The organism is Streptococcus suis (assembly GCF_002960625.1).
Taxonomy (GTDB): domain Bacteria; phylum Bacillota; class Bacilli; order Lactobacillales; family Streptococcaceae; genus Streptococcus; species Streptococcus suis_T.
On the sequence record NZ_POJH01000010.1, the window covers coordinates 73,366 to 89,031 of the forward strand.

The 15,666-nt window shown below is 44.9% G+C and carries 15 protein-coding genes and 2 pseudogenes; 4 read left to right on the forward strand and 13 right to left on the reverse strand.

Annotation, left to right across the window (positions count from 1 at the left end):
* Nucleotides 1–107: 107 nt before the first annotated feature.
* Nucleotides 108–1,481 carry a tRNA uridine-5-carboxymethylaminomethyl(34) synthesis GTPase MnmE gene (gene mnmE, locus C1G49_RS00655; RefSeq protein ID WP_105124226.1) on the forward strand — a complete coding sequence of 458 codons (1,374 nt, stop codon included), beginning with the start codon at nt 108–110 and terminating at the stop codon, nt 1,479–1,481.
* A 109-nt stretch (nt 1,482–1,590) separates the two neighbouring features.
* Complete coding sequence (locus C1G49_RS00660; protein WP_105124227.1) at nt 1,591–2,667, forward strand: hypothetical protein; 1,077 nt, start codon at nt 1,591–1,593, stop codon at nt 2,665–2,667.
* A gap of 32 nt (nt 2,668–2,699) precedes the next feature.
* Here the strand turns inward: C1G49_RS00660 and C1G49_RS00665 are convergent, their stop codons facing one another.
* The 11 genes from C1G49_RS00665 to cdaA all read right to left on the reverse strand — a co-directional run bounded on the left by C1G49_RS00665 (nt 2,700) and on the right by cdaA (nt 13,153).
* Complete coding sequence (locus C1G49_RS00665) at nt 2,700–3,281, reverse strand: LemA family protein (protein ID WP_105124228.1); 582 nt, start codon at nt 3,279–3,281, stop codon at nt 2,700–2,702.
* Nucleotides 3,282–3,299: 18 nt separating this feature from the next.
* On the reverse strand, nt 3,300–4,073 hold the full coding sequence (locus C1G49_RS00670; protein ID WP_105124229.1) for a TPM domain-containing protein: 774 nt from the start codon (nt 4,071–4,073) through the stop codon (nt 3,300–3,302).
* Nucleotides 4,074–4,193: 120 nt separating this feature from the next.
* Nucleotides 4,194–4,643 carry a GNAT family N-acetyltransferase gene (locus C1G49_RS00675; RefSeq protein WP_105124230.1) on the reverse strand — a complete coding sequence of 150 codons (450 nt, stop codon included), beginning with the start codon at nt 4,641–4,643 and terminating at the stop codon, nt 4,194–4,196.
* Nucleotides 4,644–4,683: 40 nt separating this feature from the next.
* Nucleotides 4,684–6,084, reverse strand: coding sequence for a dipeptidase PepV (pepV, locus tag C1G49_RS00680; RefSeq protein WP_105124231.1), 1,401 nt, complete (start codon nt 6,082–6,084; stop codon nt 4,684–4,686).
* A 478-nt stretch (nt 6,085–6,562) separates the two neighbouring features.
* A complete protein-coding gene (locus C1G49_RS00690; protein WP_105124233.1) occupies nt 6,563–7,324 on the reverse strand; it encodes an ABC transporter permease in 762 nt (253 codons plus the stop codon).
* Complete coding sequence (locus C1G49_RS00695; protein ID WP_105124234.1) at nt 7,321–7,959, reverse strand: ABC transporter ATP-binding protein; 639 nt, start codon at nt 7,957–7,959, stop codon at nt 7,321–7,323. The genes C1G49_RS00690 and C1G49_RS00695 overlap by 4 nt, the downstream gene beginning before the upstream one ends.
* A 1-nt stretch (nt 7,960) precedes the next feature.
* The gene (locus tag C1G49_RS00700; RefSeq protein WP_105124235.1) at nt 7,961–8,389 is read right to left on the reverse strand and encodes a cupin domain-containing protein; all 429 of its coding nucleotides are present in this window, start codon (nt 8,387–8,389) and stop codon (nt 7,961–7,963) included.
* Between the two features lie 160 nt (nt 8,390–8,549).
* Nucleotides 8,550–10,094 carry an ABC-F family ATP-binding cassette domain-containing protein gene (locus C1G49_RS00705; protein WP_105124236.1) on the reverse strand — a complete coding sequence of 515 codons (1,545 nt, stop codon included), beginning with the start codon at nt 10,092–10,094 and terminating at the stop codon, nt 8,550–8,552.
* 145 nt (nt 10,095–10,239) lie between these two features.
* Complete coding sequence (gene glmM / locus C1G49_RS00710) at nt 10,240–11,589, reverse strand: phosphoglucosamine mutase (protein ID WP_105124237.1); 1,350 nt, start codon at nt 11,587–11,589, stop codon at nt 10,240–10,242.
* 15 nt (nt 11,590–11,604) lie between these two features.
* Nucleotides 11,605–12,309 (reverse strand): YbbR-like domain-containing protein, encoded by a 705-nt coding sequence (locus tag C1G49_RS00715; protein WP_105113347.1) that lies wholly within the window; start codon nt 12,307–12,309, stop codon nt 11,605–11,607.
* Complete coding sequence (gene cdaA / locus C1G49_RS00720) at nt 12,293–13,153, reverse strand: diadenylate cyclase CdaA (protein WP_105113348.1); 861 nt, start codon at nt 13,151–13,153, stop codon at nt 12,293–12,295. The genes C1G49_RS00715 and cdaA overlap by 17 nt, the downstream gene beginning before the upstream one ends.
* A 182-nt stretch (nt 13,154–13,335) precedes the next feature.
* Here cdaA and murT point away from each other — a divergent pair, with 182 nt between their 5' ends.
* Together murT and gatD are read left to right on the forward strand one after the other, a co-directional pair.
* Nucleotides 13,336–14,679 (forward strand): lipid II isoglutaminyl synthase subunit MurT, encoded by a 1,344-nt coding sequence (murT, locus tag C1G49_RS00725; RefSeq protein ID WP_105124238.1) that lies wholly within the window; start codon nt 13,336–13,338, stop codon nt 14,677–14,679.
* A complete protein-coding gene (gatD, locus tag C1G49_RS00730) occupies nt 14,679–15,464 on the forward strand; it encodes a lipid II isoglutaminyl synthase subunit GatD (protein ID WP_105124239.1) in 786 nt (261 codons plus the stop codon). The genes murT and gatD overlap by 1 nt, the downstream gene beginning before the upstream one ends.
* A 54-nt stretch (nt 15,465–15,518) precedes the next feature.
* Here gatD and C1G49_RS11475 read toward each other — a convergent pair.
* Together C1G49_RS11475 and C1G49_RS00735 are read right to left on the reverse strand one after the other, a co-directional pair.
* Nucleotides 15,519–15,602 (reverse strand): annotated as a pseudogene (locus tag C1G49_RS11475) (rRNA adenine methyltransferase); the annotation flags it as partial.
* A pseudogene (locus tag C1G49_RS00735) lies at nt 15,571–15,666 on the reverse strand (23S rRNA (adenine(2058)-N(6))-methyltransferase Erm(B)); the annotation flags it as partial. The pseudogenes C1G49_RS00735 and C1G49_RS11475, both read right to left, overlap by 32 nt.

Here is a 15,666-nt window from a genome sequence, read left to right on the forward strand (position 1 = left end):
TAGAAAAACAATTGATTTAGTGAGCATGCATTCCCATCCCTCATCTGTGCTTTTTTCATCATTCCATGATACACTAATAGATAAGACGATTTTAGAAAGAAAGATATATGATTACAAAAGAATTCGACACCATTACCGCTATTTCTACCCCTCTCGGTGAGGGAGCTATTGGGATTGTCCGCCTATCTGGGACGGACGCTTTTGCCATTGCCAGCAAGGTTTTCAAGGGCAAGGACCTAGCAACTGTACCCAGTCACAGCCTCAACTACGGTCATATCATTGATCCTGCGACGGGTCAAGTGCTGGACGAGGTTATGATTGGAGCCATGCGTTCTCCAAAGACCTTCACACGCGAAGATGTCATTGAGGTTAACACCCACGGAGGCATCGCCGTTACCAACGAAATCCTCCAGCTCCTGATTCGCCAAGGGGCTCGAATGGCTGAGCCGGGCGAATTTACCAAGCGCGCCTTTCTCAACGGTCGTGTAGATTTGACCCAGGCCGAGGCTGTCATGGATGTTATCCGTGCCAAGACTGATAAAGCCATGCATAATGCCGTCCGCCAGCTTGACGGCTCCCTCTCCCAGCTCATCAACGACACGCGCCAGGAAATTCTCAACACGCTGGCTCAGGTCGAGGTCAACATCGACTACCCTGAGTACGACGACGTTGAGGAGGCGACGACAGAGCTGGTCCGCGAGAAAACCCTACAGTTCCAAGCGCTTTTGGAAAATCTCCTCCGCACTGCCCGCCGTGGAAAAATCCTGCGTGAAGGCATCGCAACCGCTATTATCGGTCGTCCCAATGTCGGAAAATCCAGCCTGCTCAATAACCTCCTCCGCGAGGAAAAAGCCATCGTTACAGACATCGCAGGAACAACCCGTGACGTTATCGAAGAATACGTCAACATCAAAGGCGTCCCTCTCAAGCTGATTGATACAGCAGGTATCCGCGAAACAGACGACATCGTTGAAAAAATTGGTGTGGAACGGTCTAAAAAAGCCCTTGAGGAGGCCGACCTCATCCTGCTGGTCCTCAACGCATCTGAGCCCCTGACCGAGCAAGACCGCAATCTCCTAGCCATTTCAGATATGGCCAACCGTATCGTCCTGCTCAACAAGACCGACCTGGAAGAGCAGATTGAAGCGGACCAACTGCCTGAAGATGTCATCCGCATTTCCGTCTTGAAAAACCAGAATATCGACCAAATCGAAGAAAAAATCAACCAGCTCTTCTTTGAAAATGCTGGTCTGGTCGAGCAAGATGCCACCTACCTCTCCAATTCTCGCCACATTTCCCTGATTGAACAAGCCGTTCAAAGCCTACAAGCTGTTAATGACGGACTGGAAATGGGCATGCCTGTTGACTTGTTACAGGTTGACCTGACACGTTGTTGGCAGATTTTGGGAGAAATAACAGGCGATGCTGCTCCAGACGAACTCATTACCCAACTCTTTAGCCAATTCTGTCTTGGAAAATAATATCAACTATCATGCAAGGAAATTTGCATGTTTTTTGTTATATTAACACATAAACAATTGATTTTGTTTACTATTTAGGATATACTAAAAATAGAGAGGAGGTCTTCCCATGAAAAAAATCATCATCTGTATTACACTTCTGTCCTGTCTAGTTTTTCCCTTTATCGGCTGGAAACTCTATGCCTACCAGCACAACAAAATAAGCTTAACTGAGAATGCGGATTTCTACTTGATTTATCCTGGTAAGGTCGAAGCCTTTCAGCTAAATGGGCAAGAGCCTCAACTCCTTCATACACAGAAAATGAATTCAGAAGGCTATTTTGGCTCTGGTGAAAATTATGTCATAGACAATCAGTATCTAGTCTTTGCCAACAATCAGCAAAAATTCATTAACGACAATCTGATATCCATTGATTTCAATACTGGCACTGTCTTGCGAAAGCCAAGTCAGTATAGTAGCTATATCAGTGGAACAGATGGACAAGACTTTTATACAGCAGGACCCTTTCATACTTTGGCACAATTTGATAAGCAATTTGAAGCCATTCAAACGCTTGTCCTCAATGACGACTTCATACCAAATGCTCCAGTCATGGTAGACCAAACATCAGTCTATTTAACTGGCTTTGTGAAAGATTTTACCCAAGAAGGACCCGAAGAAAATGTCTTGATTGTATTTGATAAGAACGATTTTTCGAAACAAGAAGTTTTCAAATACGACAATACCATAGCAACTGGAGAAGGACTTTTGGTCAATGGAACCATCTATCTCCCAAATTTAGGGAAAAAAACAAGTGAGTATGAGGACATTGAACAGTCATCCGAACTCCTAACCTTCGACACAAGGTCCAAAACATTTTCATCCATCAAGCTGGAACACCCTTCACCAAGCACGCTCCATGCTCTCAAAGACGAAAACCTTCTTCTCATCGAGCATCAAAATGGCATGTTTAGCCCACTTTCCTTTACTATTTACAATACCCAAACTGGCGAGCAATCCTACCATACTTTGAAGGACTTAAATCCTCGTCCTCATTACATCGACCACATTCGTCAAATTGAGGACAAGCGCTTAATGATTATTTTGGCAAATCAACTCCTAATCTATGATACAGAGGCTAAGAGCATTATCAGCCAGACCACTCTTTCAGAAGACTACGTTTCTGGAGTTTGGATCAATCCATAAAATAAAGAACTCGGTTCAGGGAGCCGAGTTCTTTATTCTTTATCCTGTAAATCCACACTTGGCACTGTTGTCGCCGCATCGTTGCTAGCTTGGAACAGGTCGACTTTTTCATAGCCAAATAAGTTGGCATAGAGGGAAGTCGGGAACCGTTTGATTTTTTTATTATAGGCCGTTGCCACCGCATTATAATCCTTACGTGCAACCAAAATCCGATTTTCAGTCCCCTCTAGCTCGGTAATGAGGTCAGATACCTGTTGATTGGCTGTTAATTGCGGATAATTTTCCGTCACCATCAGCAAACGTGAAACTGCCGAATCCAGCTGACTTTGTGCCTGATTGTAGTCGCTGGTTCCCACCTGGCTGGAGCCAATTTTCGCACGCGCATCCGCTATGGCAGTGAAAATCTCTTCCTCATGCTCCATGGCTCCCTTGACTGCTGCCACGACATTCGGTATCAGGTCATAGCGCCGTTGGAGTTGGGTGTCCACATTGGCTTGAGCATTTTCCACTTCCGCATGGCTATCGACCAGTCCATTGTATTGACCGACTGCTCCCATTCCTAAAAATAGCAGAGCGAAAACCGGGATTAGTATAGCTAACCATTTCTTTTTCATAGACTTTCCTTTCTTTTCTTACCAACCAGATGAGGCTCCGCCACCGCCACCACCGCCGCCAGACCAACCACCTCCACCATAGGATGATGAAGAATGGGAAGAATGATTGTTGTGGTAATGATGGTGGTCGTCTACCAGCATCCAAAGCAGATTGCCCGGACCTCCGCCACCTCGGCTGGATTTATCAATAATCATAAAGATAATGACAACGAGAATAACAATCATAAACCATACAAAGCTGTCACTTTCTGCACTGGTCCTTTCTTCCATTGCAGCCAGCTGTTCTTGACCCAGACTAGTCCCGTAGAAGCGATCTCCGATGGATTGGACAATATAGGTCACTCCTCCATCATAATCTTCCTGACGGAAAAACTCCCTAGAACTTTCCAGAATATCCTTGGCTTCCACATCTGTCAACACCGTTGCAGCATTGTCGGAGGTTTCTATCCGAAATTCCCTGTCGGCTATGGCAATCACCAAGAGAATACCATTGTCCGTCCCTGCAAAGCCGACCTGCCAGTCACGAAAGGTTGCGTTGGCTAGACTTTCAATATCAGTAGAAAGACTTTCCGTCACATAGACCCCAACCTGTAACTGCTGTTCACTTGCTGCCCAGGTCTGATTGAGCTGGTCAATGTTGGCAATGGTTTCACTAGAAAGAAGTTGGGTTTCATCAACCACCGTCGTATCAATTGGACGGGCTGGAATTCCCTCAGCTCCTACCAGACTAGGCTGACCTAGGCTGAAGAGTAAAAGCAAGAACCCTAATAAATAGAACAGATATTTTTTCATACGGCACCTCCTCTGAAGGTAGAAACAACATCTTTATATTATTGTATCATTTTTACTTTATTTTTCAAGGGATTGCTGAATTATTTTTGATAAATTGCTACTCTTGATTGGCTTCTTGCTCTATGAAAAACCAACTTTCTTAAACATGGTCACATCTTCTTCTAAGGCTCGGAAACCGCATTTTTTGTAGAAAAAATATGCCGGAAGGTTGCGTTCGGTTTGCAGAAGAATATGAACAATTTTTCTATCAGCTAACTGCTTCTCTATGTCCGCTAGAAAACTAGCACCATGTCCTTGCCCTTGGTAATCATAGGAAATGCAGAACTCTTCAATTCGATACTCTGTTCCTTCATACCAATAGCGGATGTAGCCAAGTGATAGACCTAGCAATTTTCCCTGGTCAAACAAGCCAAAACAGAGTGCTCTTGGATGTGCCAGTAAATCGCCTATGTAGCGGTTCAGTTGCTCCTCGTCAGACCAATCGTCGTTCCAGGGTTCTTGGCTGAAAACAGACAAGAAGAGCTGTTTGACCATTTCCAAATCTGCAACGGTGAGTTCTTTCAGTTTCATTCTTTCTCCTAAAAAAGACGGGTATCCCCGTCTTCATGTATTACTTAATGAGTTCGTAGATAGCTTCTGCATAGATGGCAGCTGCACGGTAAAGTTGCTCGACTTCGATAAATTCGTTGGCTTGGTGCATGGTGTTGACATCACCTGGGAACATGGCTCCGTAGGCAACGCCACGTTTGAGCAAGCGTCCAAATGTTCCGCCACCGATCACTTGTTCGTGACCTTTCAAGCCTGTGTGTTTCTCATAGACAGACAAGAGGGTTGCGACCATTGGGTCGTCGATTGGGCAATAGTGTGGAGTATGACCATGCTCAGACAGGCTGACAGCTTCCACACCCAGTTTTTCCAAACCAGCCTTGATGGTTTCAGGGTTGGTATTTTTTGGATAACGGAAGTTGAGGGCAATGGTATTGTCTGATGAAGTTTCGTCAAATTTGAAGACACCAGCGTTCATAGAAAGTGCCCCCATCTGCTCGTCGTAGATGGCTACGCCGAGTTTTTTGGCATCATGGTCTTCCAGAAGGACTTGTCCAGCTAAGTCAAGATAGGCTTTGGCTGCTCCATCAAAGGCGAATTGGCTGAGGAATTTTGCCAAATAGGTTGCTCCGTTGACACCTTCTTCTGGGGTTGAACCGTGGGCTGATTTTCCGATGACGGTGACTTGAACTTGACCGTTTTCAAGGCTTTCCGCGTCAGCTTTTAGGCCGTAAGCGGCTGTGAAGTCTGCCAACTTGCTGTCCAGGTCTGCTAGGTCGCCAGAGATAATAGCTGTCGCAGATTCAGGCACCATGTTCTCACGCAAACCGCCTGTGAAGGAATGCAGTTTAGTAGCTCCGCTATTTTCCCCCGCAAAATGCAAGTAAGCTGTGATATTGCCCTTTTCACCGTTGATAATCGGGAACTCGGCATCTGGAGAAAATCCGAAATCTGGCAAGGGAAGGCCGACGTGCTCGAAGTAGTAATCCATGTCCGCCCAGCCTGACTCTTCGTCGGTACCGACGATGAAGCGGACTTTTTTAGAGGTCGGAAGGCCCAACTCCTTGATGATTTTCAAGCCGTAGTAGCAAGCCATGGTCGGTCCCTTGTCATCAGAGGATCCGCGGGCAAAGAGCTTGCCGTCGATGATTTGCGGCTCGTATGGGTCAGTGTTCCAACCGCTTCCTGCTGGCACCACGTCCAAGTGACCGAAGATACCGAGGACTTCTTCGCCCTCACCGAATTCAAAGTGACCTGCGTAGTTGTCAACGTTTTTCGTCGGATAGCCGTCGCGCTGAGCAATTTCCAGGAACTTGTCCAAGGCATGCACTGGTCCGGGTCCAAATGGATGCTGGGCATCGGCCTGGCTGTCGTCACGCTCAGAATTGATGCGGAGGAGGTCAAAGAGGTCCGCTAGAAACTCGTCCTTGCGTTTGTCAAACTCTGCTCTAAAATCTACTGTCATATGTTCTCCTTTTCAGTATCGTCATTTGGTTTATCTTTTATTACTTCGATGACTGAAAAGCTCCAGTGGAGGTTTTCAGCCTACCACCTGTCATTAAAAGAGTGGTAGTTTGAAACATCGTTTCCTTATTTCCAACTTCAAACACTCCACTGGAGTGTTTGAACTCACCTTGCCTGATTTTGTAAAAGTGACTTGCTTTGCAAGTATTATCTCCCACCTTGCACAGTCCATTGACTGTGCAAGCAATCTGGGAGACTGTTTCAAGTCAATGCCTAGAAACAAGAAAGCATTGAGTTATGCCTGCGGCTGTTGACACAAACTTCGTTTGTCCCATCTCCGACCTTCAAAGGTTCCCCGAACCTTTGAAGCTAGTAATAAAAGTAAACCAAAAGACTGTATCAAAGTAAGTCTATTTTATCATATTTTTTCTGACTTATCTCGTAAAAAATGACCTGTCAAATAGAAAGGTCACTCAAATTTATTCAAACTCCAACTGGGCCTTGTCGGTGAAATAGGTTTTGTAGGCTGAGTAGGAGGCAATGACAGAGGCTAGACTGGTTGCAGACAGCAACATGAACATGACCATAATCTGATAACGAATAGCATGGACTGGGTCAACTCCAGCAAATATTAGCCCTGACATCATGCCAGGCAGGCTGACCAAACCGACTGTCTTGGCTGAGTCAATGGTAGGCTGCATACCTGTTTTGATAGCTTCTCGTAAGATATCCTGTGAAGCCAGTTTGACAGTTGCTCCCAAACTTAATTTTTCCAAGACTTGTTGGCGGTTGTCTGTGAAGGACTTATACATAGCCCGATAGGACAGACCGATTGCCGTCATGGCATTACTAGCCAGCATCCCTGAAATGGGAATTACCTGGGAGGGAATAAACTGGATAGCACCTGATAAGACCAAGATTGTTAAGGTCAGTCCTGTCGCAACCAATAGGGCAAGAAAAGGATGAAGCAAGGATTTCTTACCATTGGGATTGCGCTTGTTGGCTTGGACACTGGCATTGTAGAGAATAATCAAGACCATGGCCAAACTGAGAAAGACAGTTGAAGCTTGGAAGATAAACTTGAGCACATAGCCAACAAAAATCAACTGAAGGACAGTTCTGACAACGGCCATGAAAATATCCTTTGTCAAGCCCAGTTTTTCCTTCTGACTGATGCCCATGGCCACCAAGACCAGTCCAAAAATAAGAGCTAGTGATAGGTTATCTACAGTAACATTCATACTTGGACCCGACCTCCTTCTATTTTCAAAATCTTTTGGGCTGCCTCAATCTCTGATTGGTCATGAGTGACTTCAATTAAGGTATTTCCAGCTGCATGGTAATCTGCTAGAAGCTTGTTGACAATGGCCTTGGTTTCGGCATCCAAACCTGCGCTGATTTCGTCCAAGAGTAAGACCTTGGGTTCAAAGAGTAGATTGCGGATGAGGGCAACTCGCTGCTTTTCTCCTCCTGATAGTTCTGTGATTTTCTTGGTCAAAAATGCTGGCGCTAGATTGACCCTTTCTAAAGCTTTGAGGGCTTTGCTTTGGTCAAATGCAATCTGACGAATAGTAAATGGAAAGCGGAGATTGTCTAGAACGGTCTGCCCAAAGAGAACTGGCTGTTGAAAACAATAGGAAACTTCTCTCCTGTAAGTCGGCATATCCAGCTCTGCTATGTCCCGACCCTGAAAGAAAATGGTCCCACTTGTCGTGGATGTCAAACCTGCTAAGAGCCTAAGGATGGAGCTTTTTCCACTGCCCGAAGGTCCAACCAAGGTTAGCCGCTCTCCTTCTAAAACAGTGAAGCTAATATCATTTAAAATCGACTTATCCCTATCAGATAAGCCGACAGATTGAAGTTGGAAAAGGTTCATCTTAATGTCCGTGCTCTTCTGCTTCTTCTGCAGCAATGGCAATGGCTTGTGTTTCATGAACTGTCCCGTGAGCGTGATGGGCAGGTCCATAAATAGAGTAGATTTTAAGGTCTTCTTGGCCAATGTTGATCACATTGTGGTAGGCACCGTTTGGAATCAAAATCGCATCTTCTGGTCCAACTTCAGTATCAAGTGTAATCTTGTCTTCGGACTCTCCCATAATAACACGACCGTGACCTTGCTCAATGCGGAGGAATTGGTCGTTTTCGTTGTGTACTTCCGCTCCGATGTCGCCGCCAACTGGGATGGACATCAGTGTAACTTGCAAGAGTTCCCCAGTCCAAAGGGCTGTGCGGTAGTTGGTATTTTCAAGCGTAGCTGTTTCAATATTGGTTACAAATGGTACTTTTCCGTAATCTTTAGTTGTCATAGTTGTTTACCTCTAAATGATAACTATTCTAAACTTTCTTTAGAACAATTCTAATTATACTCTTTTTGAACTACTTGTCAAGCTTTTTTAGAAACATTATAATTTTCAGACAATACTTAGCCAATAGCTAAGAAAAAGCCACCTTTCGGCAGCTTGCTTCTTATGTCAATTCATTAAAATCCCAAACATCGTCCACCCAGCCTTGATAGAAATCAGGCTCGTGGCAGACCATGAGGATAGAGCCCTTGTAGGCCTGAAGGGCACGTTTGAGTTCATCCTTGGCATCCACATCCAAGTGGTTAGTCGGCTCGTCCAGAACCAAGACATTGTTTTCACGGTTCATGAGCAAGCAGAAACGAACTTTGGCCTGCTCACCACCTGAAAGGACTTGGATCTGGCTTTCGATATGTTTGGAAGTCAGACCGCAACGAGCCAAGGCTGCCCGAACTTCCGCCTGGTTAAGGGCTGGGAAGGCATCCCAAACGGCTTCAAGAGGGGTCTGACGATTGCCTCCGGCTACTTCTTGTTCGAAATAACCTAGTTCTAGATGCTCACCGCGCTCCACAGAGCCACCAAGCGGTGGAATGATCCCCAGCAAACTTTTAAGAAGAGTAGATTTACCGATACCGTTGGCACCGACAATGGCAATCTTCTGGTTGCGTTCAAAGGTCAGATTGAGCGGTTTACGTGTCAAGACACGGTCGTAACCGATCTCCAAATCAGTCGTTTGGAAGATAAAGCGACTTGGAGTTCGAGCCATTTTGAAATCAAAGGATGGCTTTGGTTTCTCAGCTTGGAGTTCAATAATCTCCATCTTATCCAACTTCTTCTGGCGGGACATGGCCATGTTTCGTGTCGCAACGCGGGCCTTGTTACGGTTAACGAAGTCTTGCAAGTCTGCGATTTCCTTCTGCTGGCGTTCATAGGCTGCCTCTAACTGAGCTCGCTTCATGGCGTGAACTTCTTGGAACTGGTAATAATCCCCTGTGTAACGGGTTAAGAGTTGATTTTCCACATGGTAGACAATGTTAATCACATCATTCAAGAAAGGAATATCGTGGGAAATCAAGACAAAGGCATTTTCATAGTTCTGCAAGTAACGTTTGAGCCAGTCAATGTGTTCGGCATCCAGGTAGTTGGTCGGCTCATCCAGAAGCAGGATATCAGGTTTTTCCAAGAGCAATTTTGCCAAAAGAACTTTAGTACGTTGACCACCTGATAACTCCGTCACATCCTTGTCCATGCCATAGTCCATGACACCTAGAGCACGCGCCACTTCGTCAATCTTGGCATCCAGCGTATAGAAATCACGGCTTTCCAAACGATCCTGCAGCTCACCAACCTCTTCCATGAGGGCATCCATATCGGCTCCCTCTTCTGCCATGGACATGTAAATGTCATTGATACGAGCTTCTGTCTTGAAAAGTTCATCGAATGCTGTCCGCAAGACATCACGGACTGATTGACCCTTTTCTAGTTTAGCATGCTGATCTAAATAACCTGCCGTTACATAGCGGGACCATTCTACCTTGCCTTCATCTGGCTGCAATTGACCTGTCACGATGGACATGAAGGTTGATTTCCCCTCGCCATTGGCACCAACAAGACCAATATGCTCCCCCTTCAACAAACGGAAGGAAACATTCTCAAAAATGGCACGGTCGCCAAAACCATGACTTAAATTCTTTACTTCTAAAATACTCATATTTTCCTCATAACATCAAAGAACTGGAGCAAGCAACTCCAGTTTTTTATTTTTATTTTCACTGTCTTGAGAGTAACTACTAGCCACCTACTCAATCTTGTGGATCCAGACAATGAAATCAGCTAAACGAATGATTGATTTCTGTTTAAATTCCAATTTCCGCACGGACTACATCGGCAATGGTGTCCACATAGTAATCGACTTCAGCATCCGTTGGTGCTTCTGCCATAACACGCAAGAGTGGCTCGGTACCACTTGGACGGACCAAGATACGCCCGTTTCCAGCCATTTCTGCTTCCATTTTTTCAATGATAGCTGCAATAGCAGGCACTTCCATGGCCTTGTCCTTCATGCTGTTTTCCACACGGATATTGACCAATTTTTGTGGGTAAATGGATACTTCTGCTGCCAATTCAGAAAGTGTTTTACCAGTTTCTTTCATGATTTTGGTCAATTGCACAGCGGTCAACTGACCATCACCTGTAGTGTTATAATCCATGAGAATGACGTGTCCAGACTGCTCACCGCCGACATTATAGCCACCTTTGCGCATTTCTTCGACAACATAACGGTCGCCGACTGCGGTCACAGCTTTTTCAATCCCCTCACGGTCCAAAGCCTTATGGAAACCAAGGTTAGACATAACCGTTGTGACAATAGTGTTTTTAGCAAGAAGTCCCTTGTCTGCTAAGTACTTACCTACGATATACATGATACGGTCACCGTCAACCAAGTCACCATTTTCATCGACAGCAATCAAGCGGTCACTGTCACCATCAAAGGCCAGACCGATTTGGCTTCCTGTTTCCTTGACCAATTCTTGCAACTGCTCAGGATGGGTTGAACCAACTCCCTCGTTGATATTCAAGCCGTCTGGATTTTCAGCCATAACTGTCAAATCAGCTCCCAAATCCGCAAAAATTTGACGAGCAGAGGTTGAGGCTGCACCATTAGCAGTATCCAAGGCCACTTTCATGCCTTCCAACTGAGTACCAGTCGATACTAGGAAGGACTCGTACTTGCGCAAGCCTTCTGGATAATCGACCACATCCCCCAAACCTTGTGCAGATGGACGTGGTAGCGTATCTTCTTCAGCATCCAAGAGAGCTTCAATCTCTGCCTCCAAGGCATCGTCCAACTTAAAGCCGTCGCCCGCAAAGAACTTTATACCGTTATCTTGAGCAGGGTTATGACTGGCTGAAATCATAACACCAGCGCTAGCTTTTTCTGTTTTCACCAAGTGAGCTACACCTGGTGTTGCAAGGACACCTAGTTTATAGACGTGAATTCCAGCTGATAAAAGTCCAGCAACCAAGGCAGCTTCCAACATTTGTCCCGAAATACGTGTATCACGCGCCACAAAGACACGAGGTACATCCGTTTCATGTTGACTAAGCACATAACCACCAAAACGACCCAGTTTGAAGGCCAATTCTGGCGTCAATTCTACGTTTGCTTCTCCGCGGACACCGTCCGTACCAAAATATTTACCCATTTTAAAATTTACCTCTTATTTCGTTTTTGTTATGGTGATTTGTAGGTTGGCTTCTGTTTGTGATAAAACAACTGGCAAGACATTGCCATCACCATCTACTGCCTGCAACTTCGCTGTTCCACTATAATTAGCAGATAAATTGCTGACATCTACTGCGATTGCCTCGATGTGATCAATCTTAGCCATGGTTTCTTCATCCGTTGTTACTTTTACAGTATCGACATTGACAGAAACCTTAGAAAGACTATAACCTTCTGCCAACTGGTTACTATAAACCTTAGCTTCAACAGGTAGAGCCTTACTGACACGCTTACCTATTTTTACAGAAATAGCATCTGGTGCTAGGGTCGCTGTTACCCCTGCTGGTAGGTTGGCCAATTGGAGTTTTACAATATTGGTGCCTGCCTTCATCTCCTTCAAATCTGCGACAACTTGAAAAGTTCGCGTAGATTCATCGGATTCCCGTTGCAAAAGCACTCGATTGGATCCTCTCAACTCAACAGTCACTGTTGATGAGAAACCTGAAATAAAGTACTCACTGGTATTGTATTCAATATCTATCGGCACATTATTTAAGGTATGAACATAGGTTTCTGACTCCGTATTCTGAGCGGCTGTTTCCGAATTTTTATAGTTGGTAGTAGTCGCATAGAAAAAAAGCAAAAGCGCTAAGAATAATGAGAGAAGTAAGTGACCTACAGCTTTAAATTTTTCTTGCATGTTTGCCCCCTCTCAATCGCTTCAAAAATGTGTTTTTCTCCTGATTGTCAGAACCGAAAATAGTCCATAGTTCAGCCTCAAATTCCTCCAAGCTCAAATCATGCTTGAAATTACCATTATGAGCAATGGAAATACTACCCGTTTCCTCTGAAACTATGAAAACAAAGGCATCTGAAACCTCTGACAAACCAATCGCAGCCCGGTGCCTAGTGCCAAATTCTTTTGAAATACCTGCACTTTCAGACAGGGGTAGGTAGGCACAGGAAACCGCCACCTTATCATCCTTGATAATAACTGCTCCATCATGCAAGGGGGTATTAGGAATGAATATATTTATCAATAATTCACGCGAAATATCTGCGTTCAGCGAAATACCCGTTGCCCTATATTCTTGCAAGGTTTGAGCCTGCTCCACTGCCACAAGTGCTCCAATTTTACGCGGTGACATATAGGCTGCAGATTTTACAAGGGCATCAATGAGCTTTTCTTCCTTACTGAGCGTATTAGCTGAAAAAATATGGGTCGTCCGTCCTAACTTTTCAAGCATGGCTCGCAGTTCTGGAGCAAAAATAACAACTGCTGCGATAACTCCATAGGTGATGACCTGATTGATCAACCAGGCAATGGTCTGCAAACCAAATAAACTAGCAAGAAGTTGTGCAATGATAAAGAGAAATACCCCACGGATGAGGGTCATAATCTTCGTACCAGCAATAGCCTTACTAAAATTATAAATCAAATAAACAACGATGCTGATGTCAATCAAGTGTAGGATAGCTACCCAAGGACTAGCAATCAGACTTGACCAATACCCAGCATCCAGTAACTGGCTTAAGTTTAACATAGGTTTCTCATACTTCCTAACTCGTACATGGTAACGTTTCTATTATATCACATTTTTTCTTTCTTTTTTTAGAAAAGGATGAAGATAGGATTAAATTTATTACAAATAGTCATCAGAAATGTATCAGTATTTCTACATACTCCGTTCTAGAAAATCCCTGACCTTTATGATAAAATAGTCCCATGAAAATAAATACTTTATTAGGGATTGCCGCAGGGAAGACCAGCCAGTTTGTCCTCAACAAACTGGGCCGAGGAACTACCTTGCCTGGTAAAATTGCCCTCACATTCGATAAACATATTTTAGATAGTTTGGCTAAGGATTATGAAGTCGTTGTTGTGACAGGTACCAACGGTAAGACTTTAACAACTGCACTGACAGTCGGTATTCTCCAAGAAGCCTTTGGCGAAATCACGACCAATACCAGCGGTGCCAATATGATTACAGGGATTACGGCAACCTTTTTATCTGCCAAGAAAAACAAAAACGGCAAGAAGATTGCCGTCTTGGAAATCGACGAAGCCAGCCTTGCCCGCGTGACCGACTTTATCAAGCCTAGCTTAATCGTCTTTACCAATATCTTCCGTGACCAGATGGATCGCTACGGTGAGATTTACACCACCTACCAGATGATTTTGGACGGGGCTGCAAAAGCTCCGCAGGCAACCATTTTGGCCAACGGTGACAGCCCGCTTTTCAACTCGACAAACGTTATCAATCCAGTGAAATACTACGGTTTTGCGACAGAGGAGCATCAGCCACGTCTGGCCCACTACAATACCGAGGGGGTTCTCTGCCCGCATTGCCACCAGATTATCCAGTACAAGCTCAATACCTACGCCAACTTGGGCAGCTACATCTGTAACAACTGTGGCTTTAGCCGACCTGAGTTGGACTACAAGTTGACCGAACTAAAAGAAATCACCAATACTTCTTCTACCTTTGCCATTGACGGTCAGGATTACAAAATCAACATCGGAGGCCTCTACAACATATACAATGCCCTAGCAGCTGTCAGCGTGGCAGAATTTTTCGGCGTATCTCCTGAGAAAATCAAGGCAGGATTTGACAAGTCTAAGGCAGTCTTCGGTCGCCAAGAAACCTTTAAATTGGGCGATAAAGATTGTACTCTGGTCTTGATTAAAAATCCTGTCGGTGCAACCCAGGCTATTGAAATGATGAAACTGGCTCCTTACGATTTTAGCCTGTCTGTCCTTCTCAATGCCAACTACGCTGATGGAATTGATACCAGCTGGATTTGGGACGCCGACTTTGAACAAATCACTCAAATGGACATTCCACAAGTCTTTGCAGGCGGTGTTCGCTCTTCTGAAATTGCCCGTCGCCTCCGTGTGACTGGCTATCCAGAGGACCAGATTACTGAAACACCAAAACTGGAAGACATCATGACCTTGATCGAGCAGTCCAGCAGTCAGCATGCCTATATCCTCGCAACCTATACGGCTATGCTGGAATTCCGCGACCTGCTGGCTCAATGCCAAGCCGTTGGAAAGGAGATGAAATAATGGTCTATACGTCATTAAAAAGTCCTGAAAAAGACTACACTTATGATCTCCACATCGCCCACCTCTACGGTGATTTGATGAACACCTACGGCGACAACGGCAATATCCTCATGCTCAAGTATGTGGCTGAAAAGCTGGGGGCTCGTGTTCAGGTGGACATCGTTTCGCTGACAGATGAGTTTGACAAGGATTTCTACGACATCGCCTTTTTCGGTGGTGGTCAGGACTATGAGCAGTCTATTTTAGCCAAGGATTTACCGATAAAAAAAGACAGCCTAGCAGACTTTATCGAAAACGATGGCGTCATGCTGGCTATCTGCGGTGGCTTCCAGTTGCTCGGTCAATATTATATTGAAGCAGGCGGCCGCAAGATTGACGGACTGGGTATCATGGGCCACTACACCCTCAACCAGACCAACAACCGTTACATCGGTGACATCAAAATTCACAATGATGAATTCAACGAAACCTACTATGGTTTTGAAAACCACCAAGGCCGTACCTTCCTAGCTGACAACCAAAAACCGCTGGGCAAGGTTGTCTATGGCAATGGCAACAACAAGGAAGACGGTGGCGAAGGCCTGCACTACAAAAACACCTTCGGCAGCTACTTCCACGGACCAATCCTGTCCCGCAATGCCAACCTAGCCTACCGCCTAGTCACAACTGCACTCCGTAAAAAATACGGACAAGACATCCAACTTGCCAGCTACGCTGACATCCTCAGCAAAGAAGTCGCTGAAGAATACGGCGATGTGAAAAGCAAGGCAGAATTTGATAAATAAAGCAAAACCGCTTCTGATATTCAGAGGCGGTTTTGTTATTTTCTATTAACTTATATTCCCTTTAGTAACGTGTAACTTTCCAAATTTAAAAAAGCGACTCATAGAATTATTTCCTCCCGTTAAATAATAGATAACTATTAAAAATAGACAATACTTGCTCATAAGTAACGGTACTTAAATTGTTTACTTTGGCGTGTTTCAC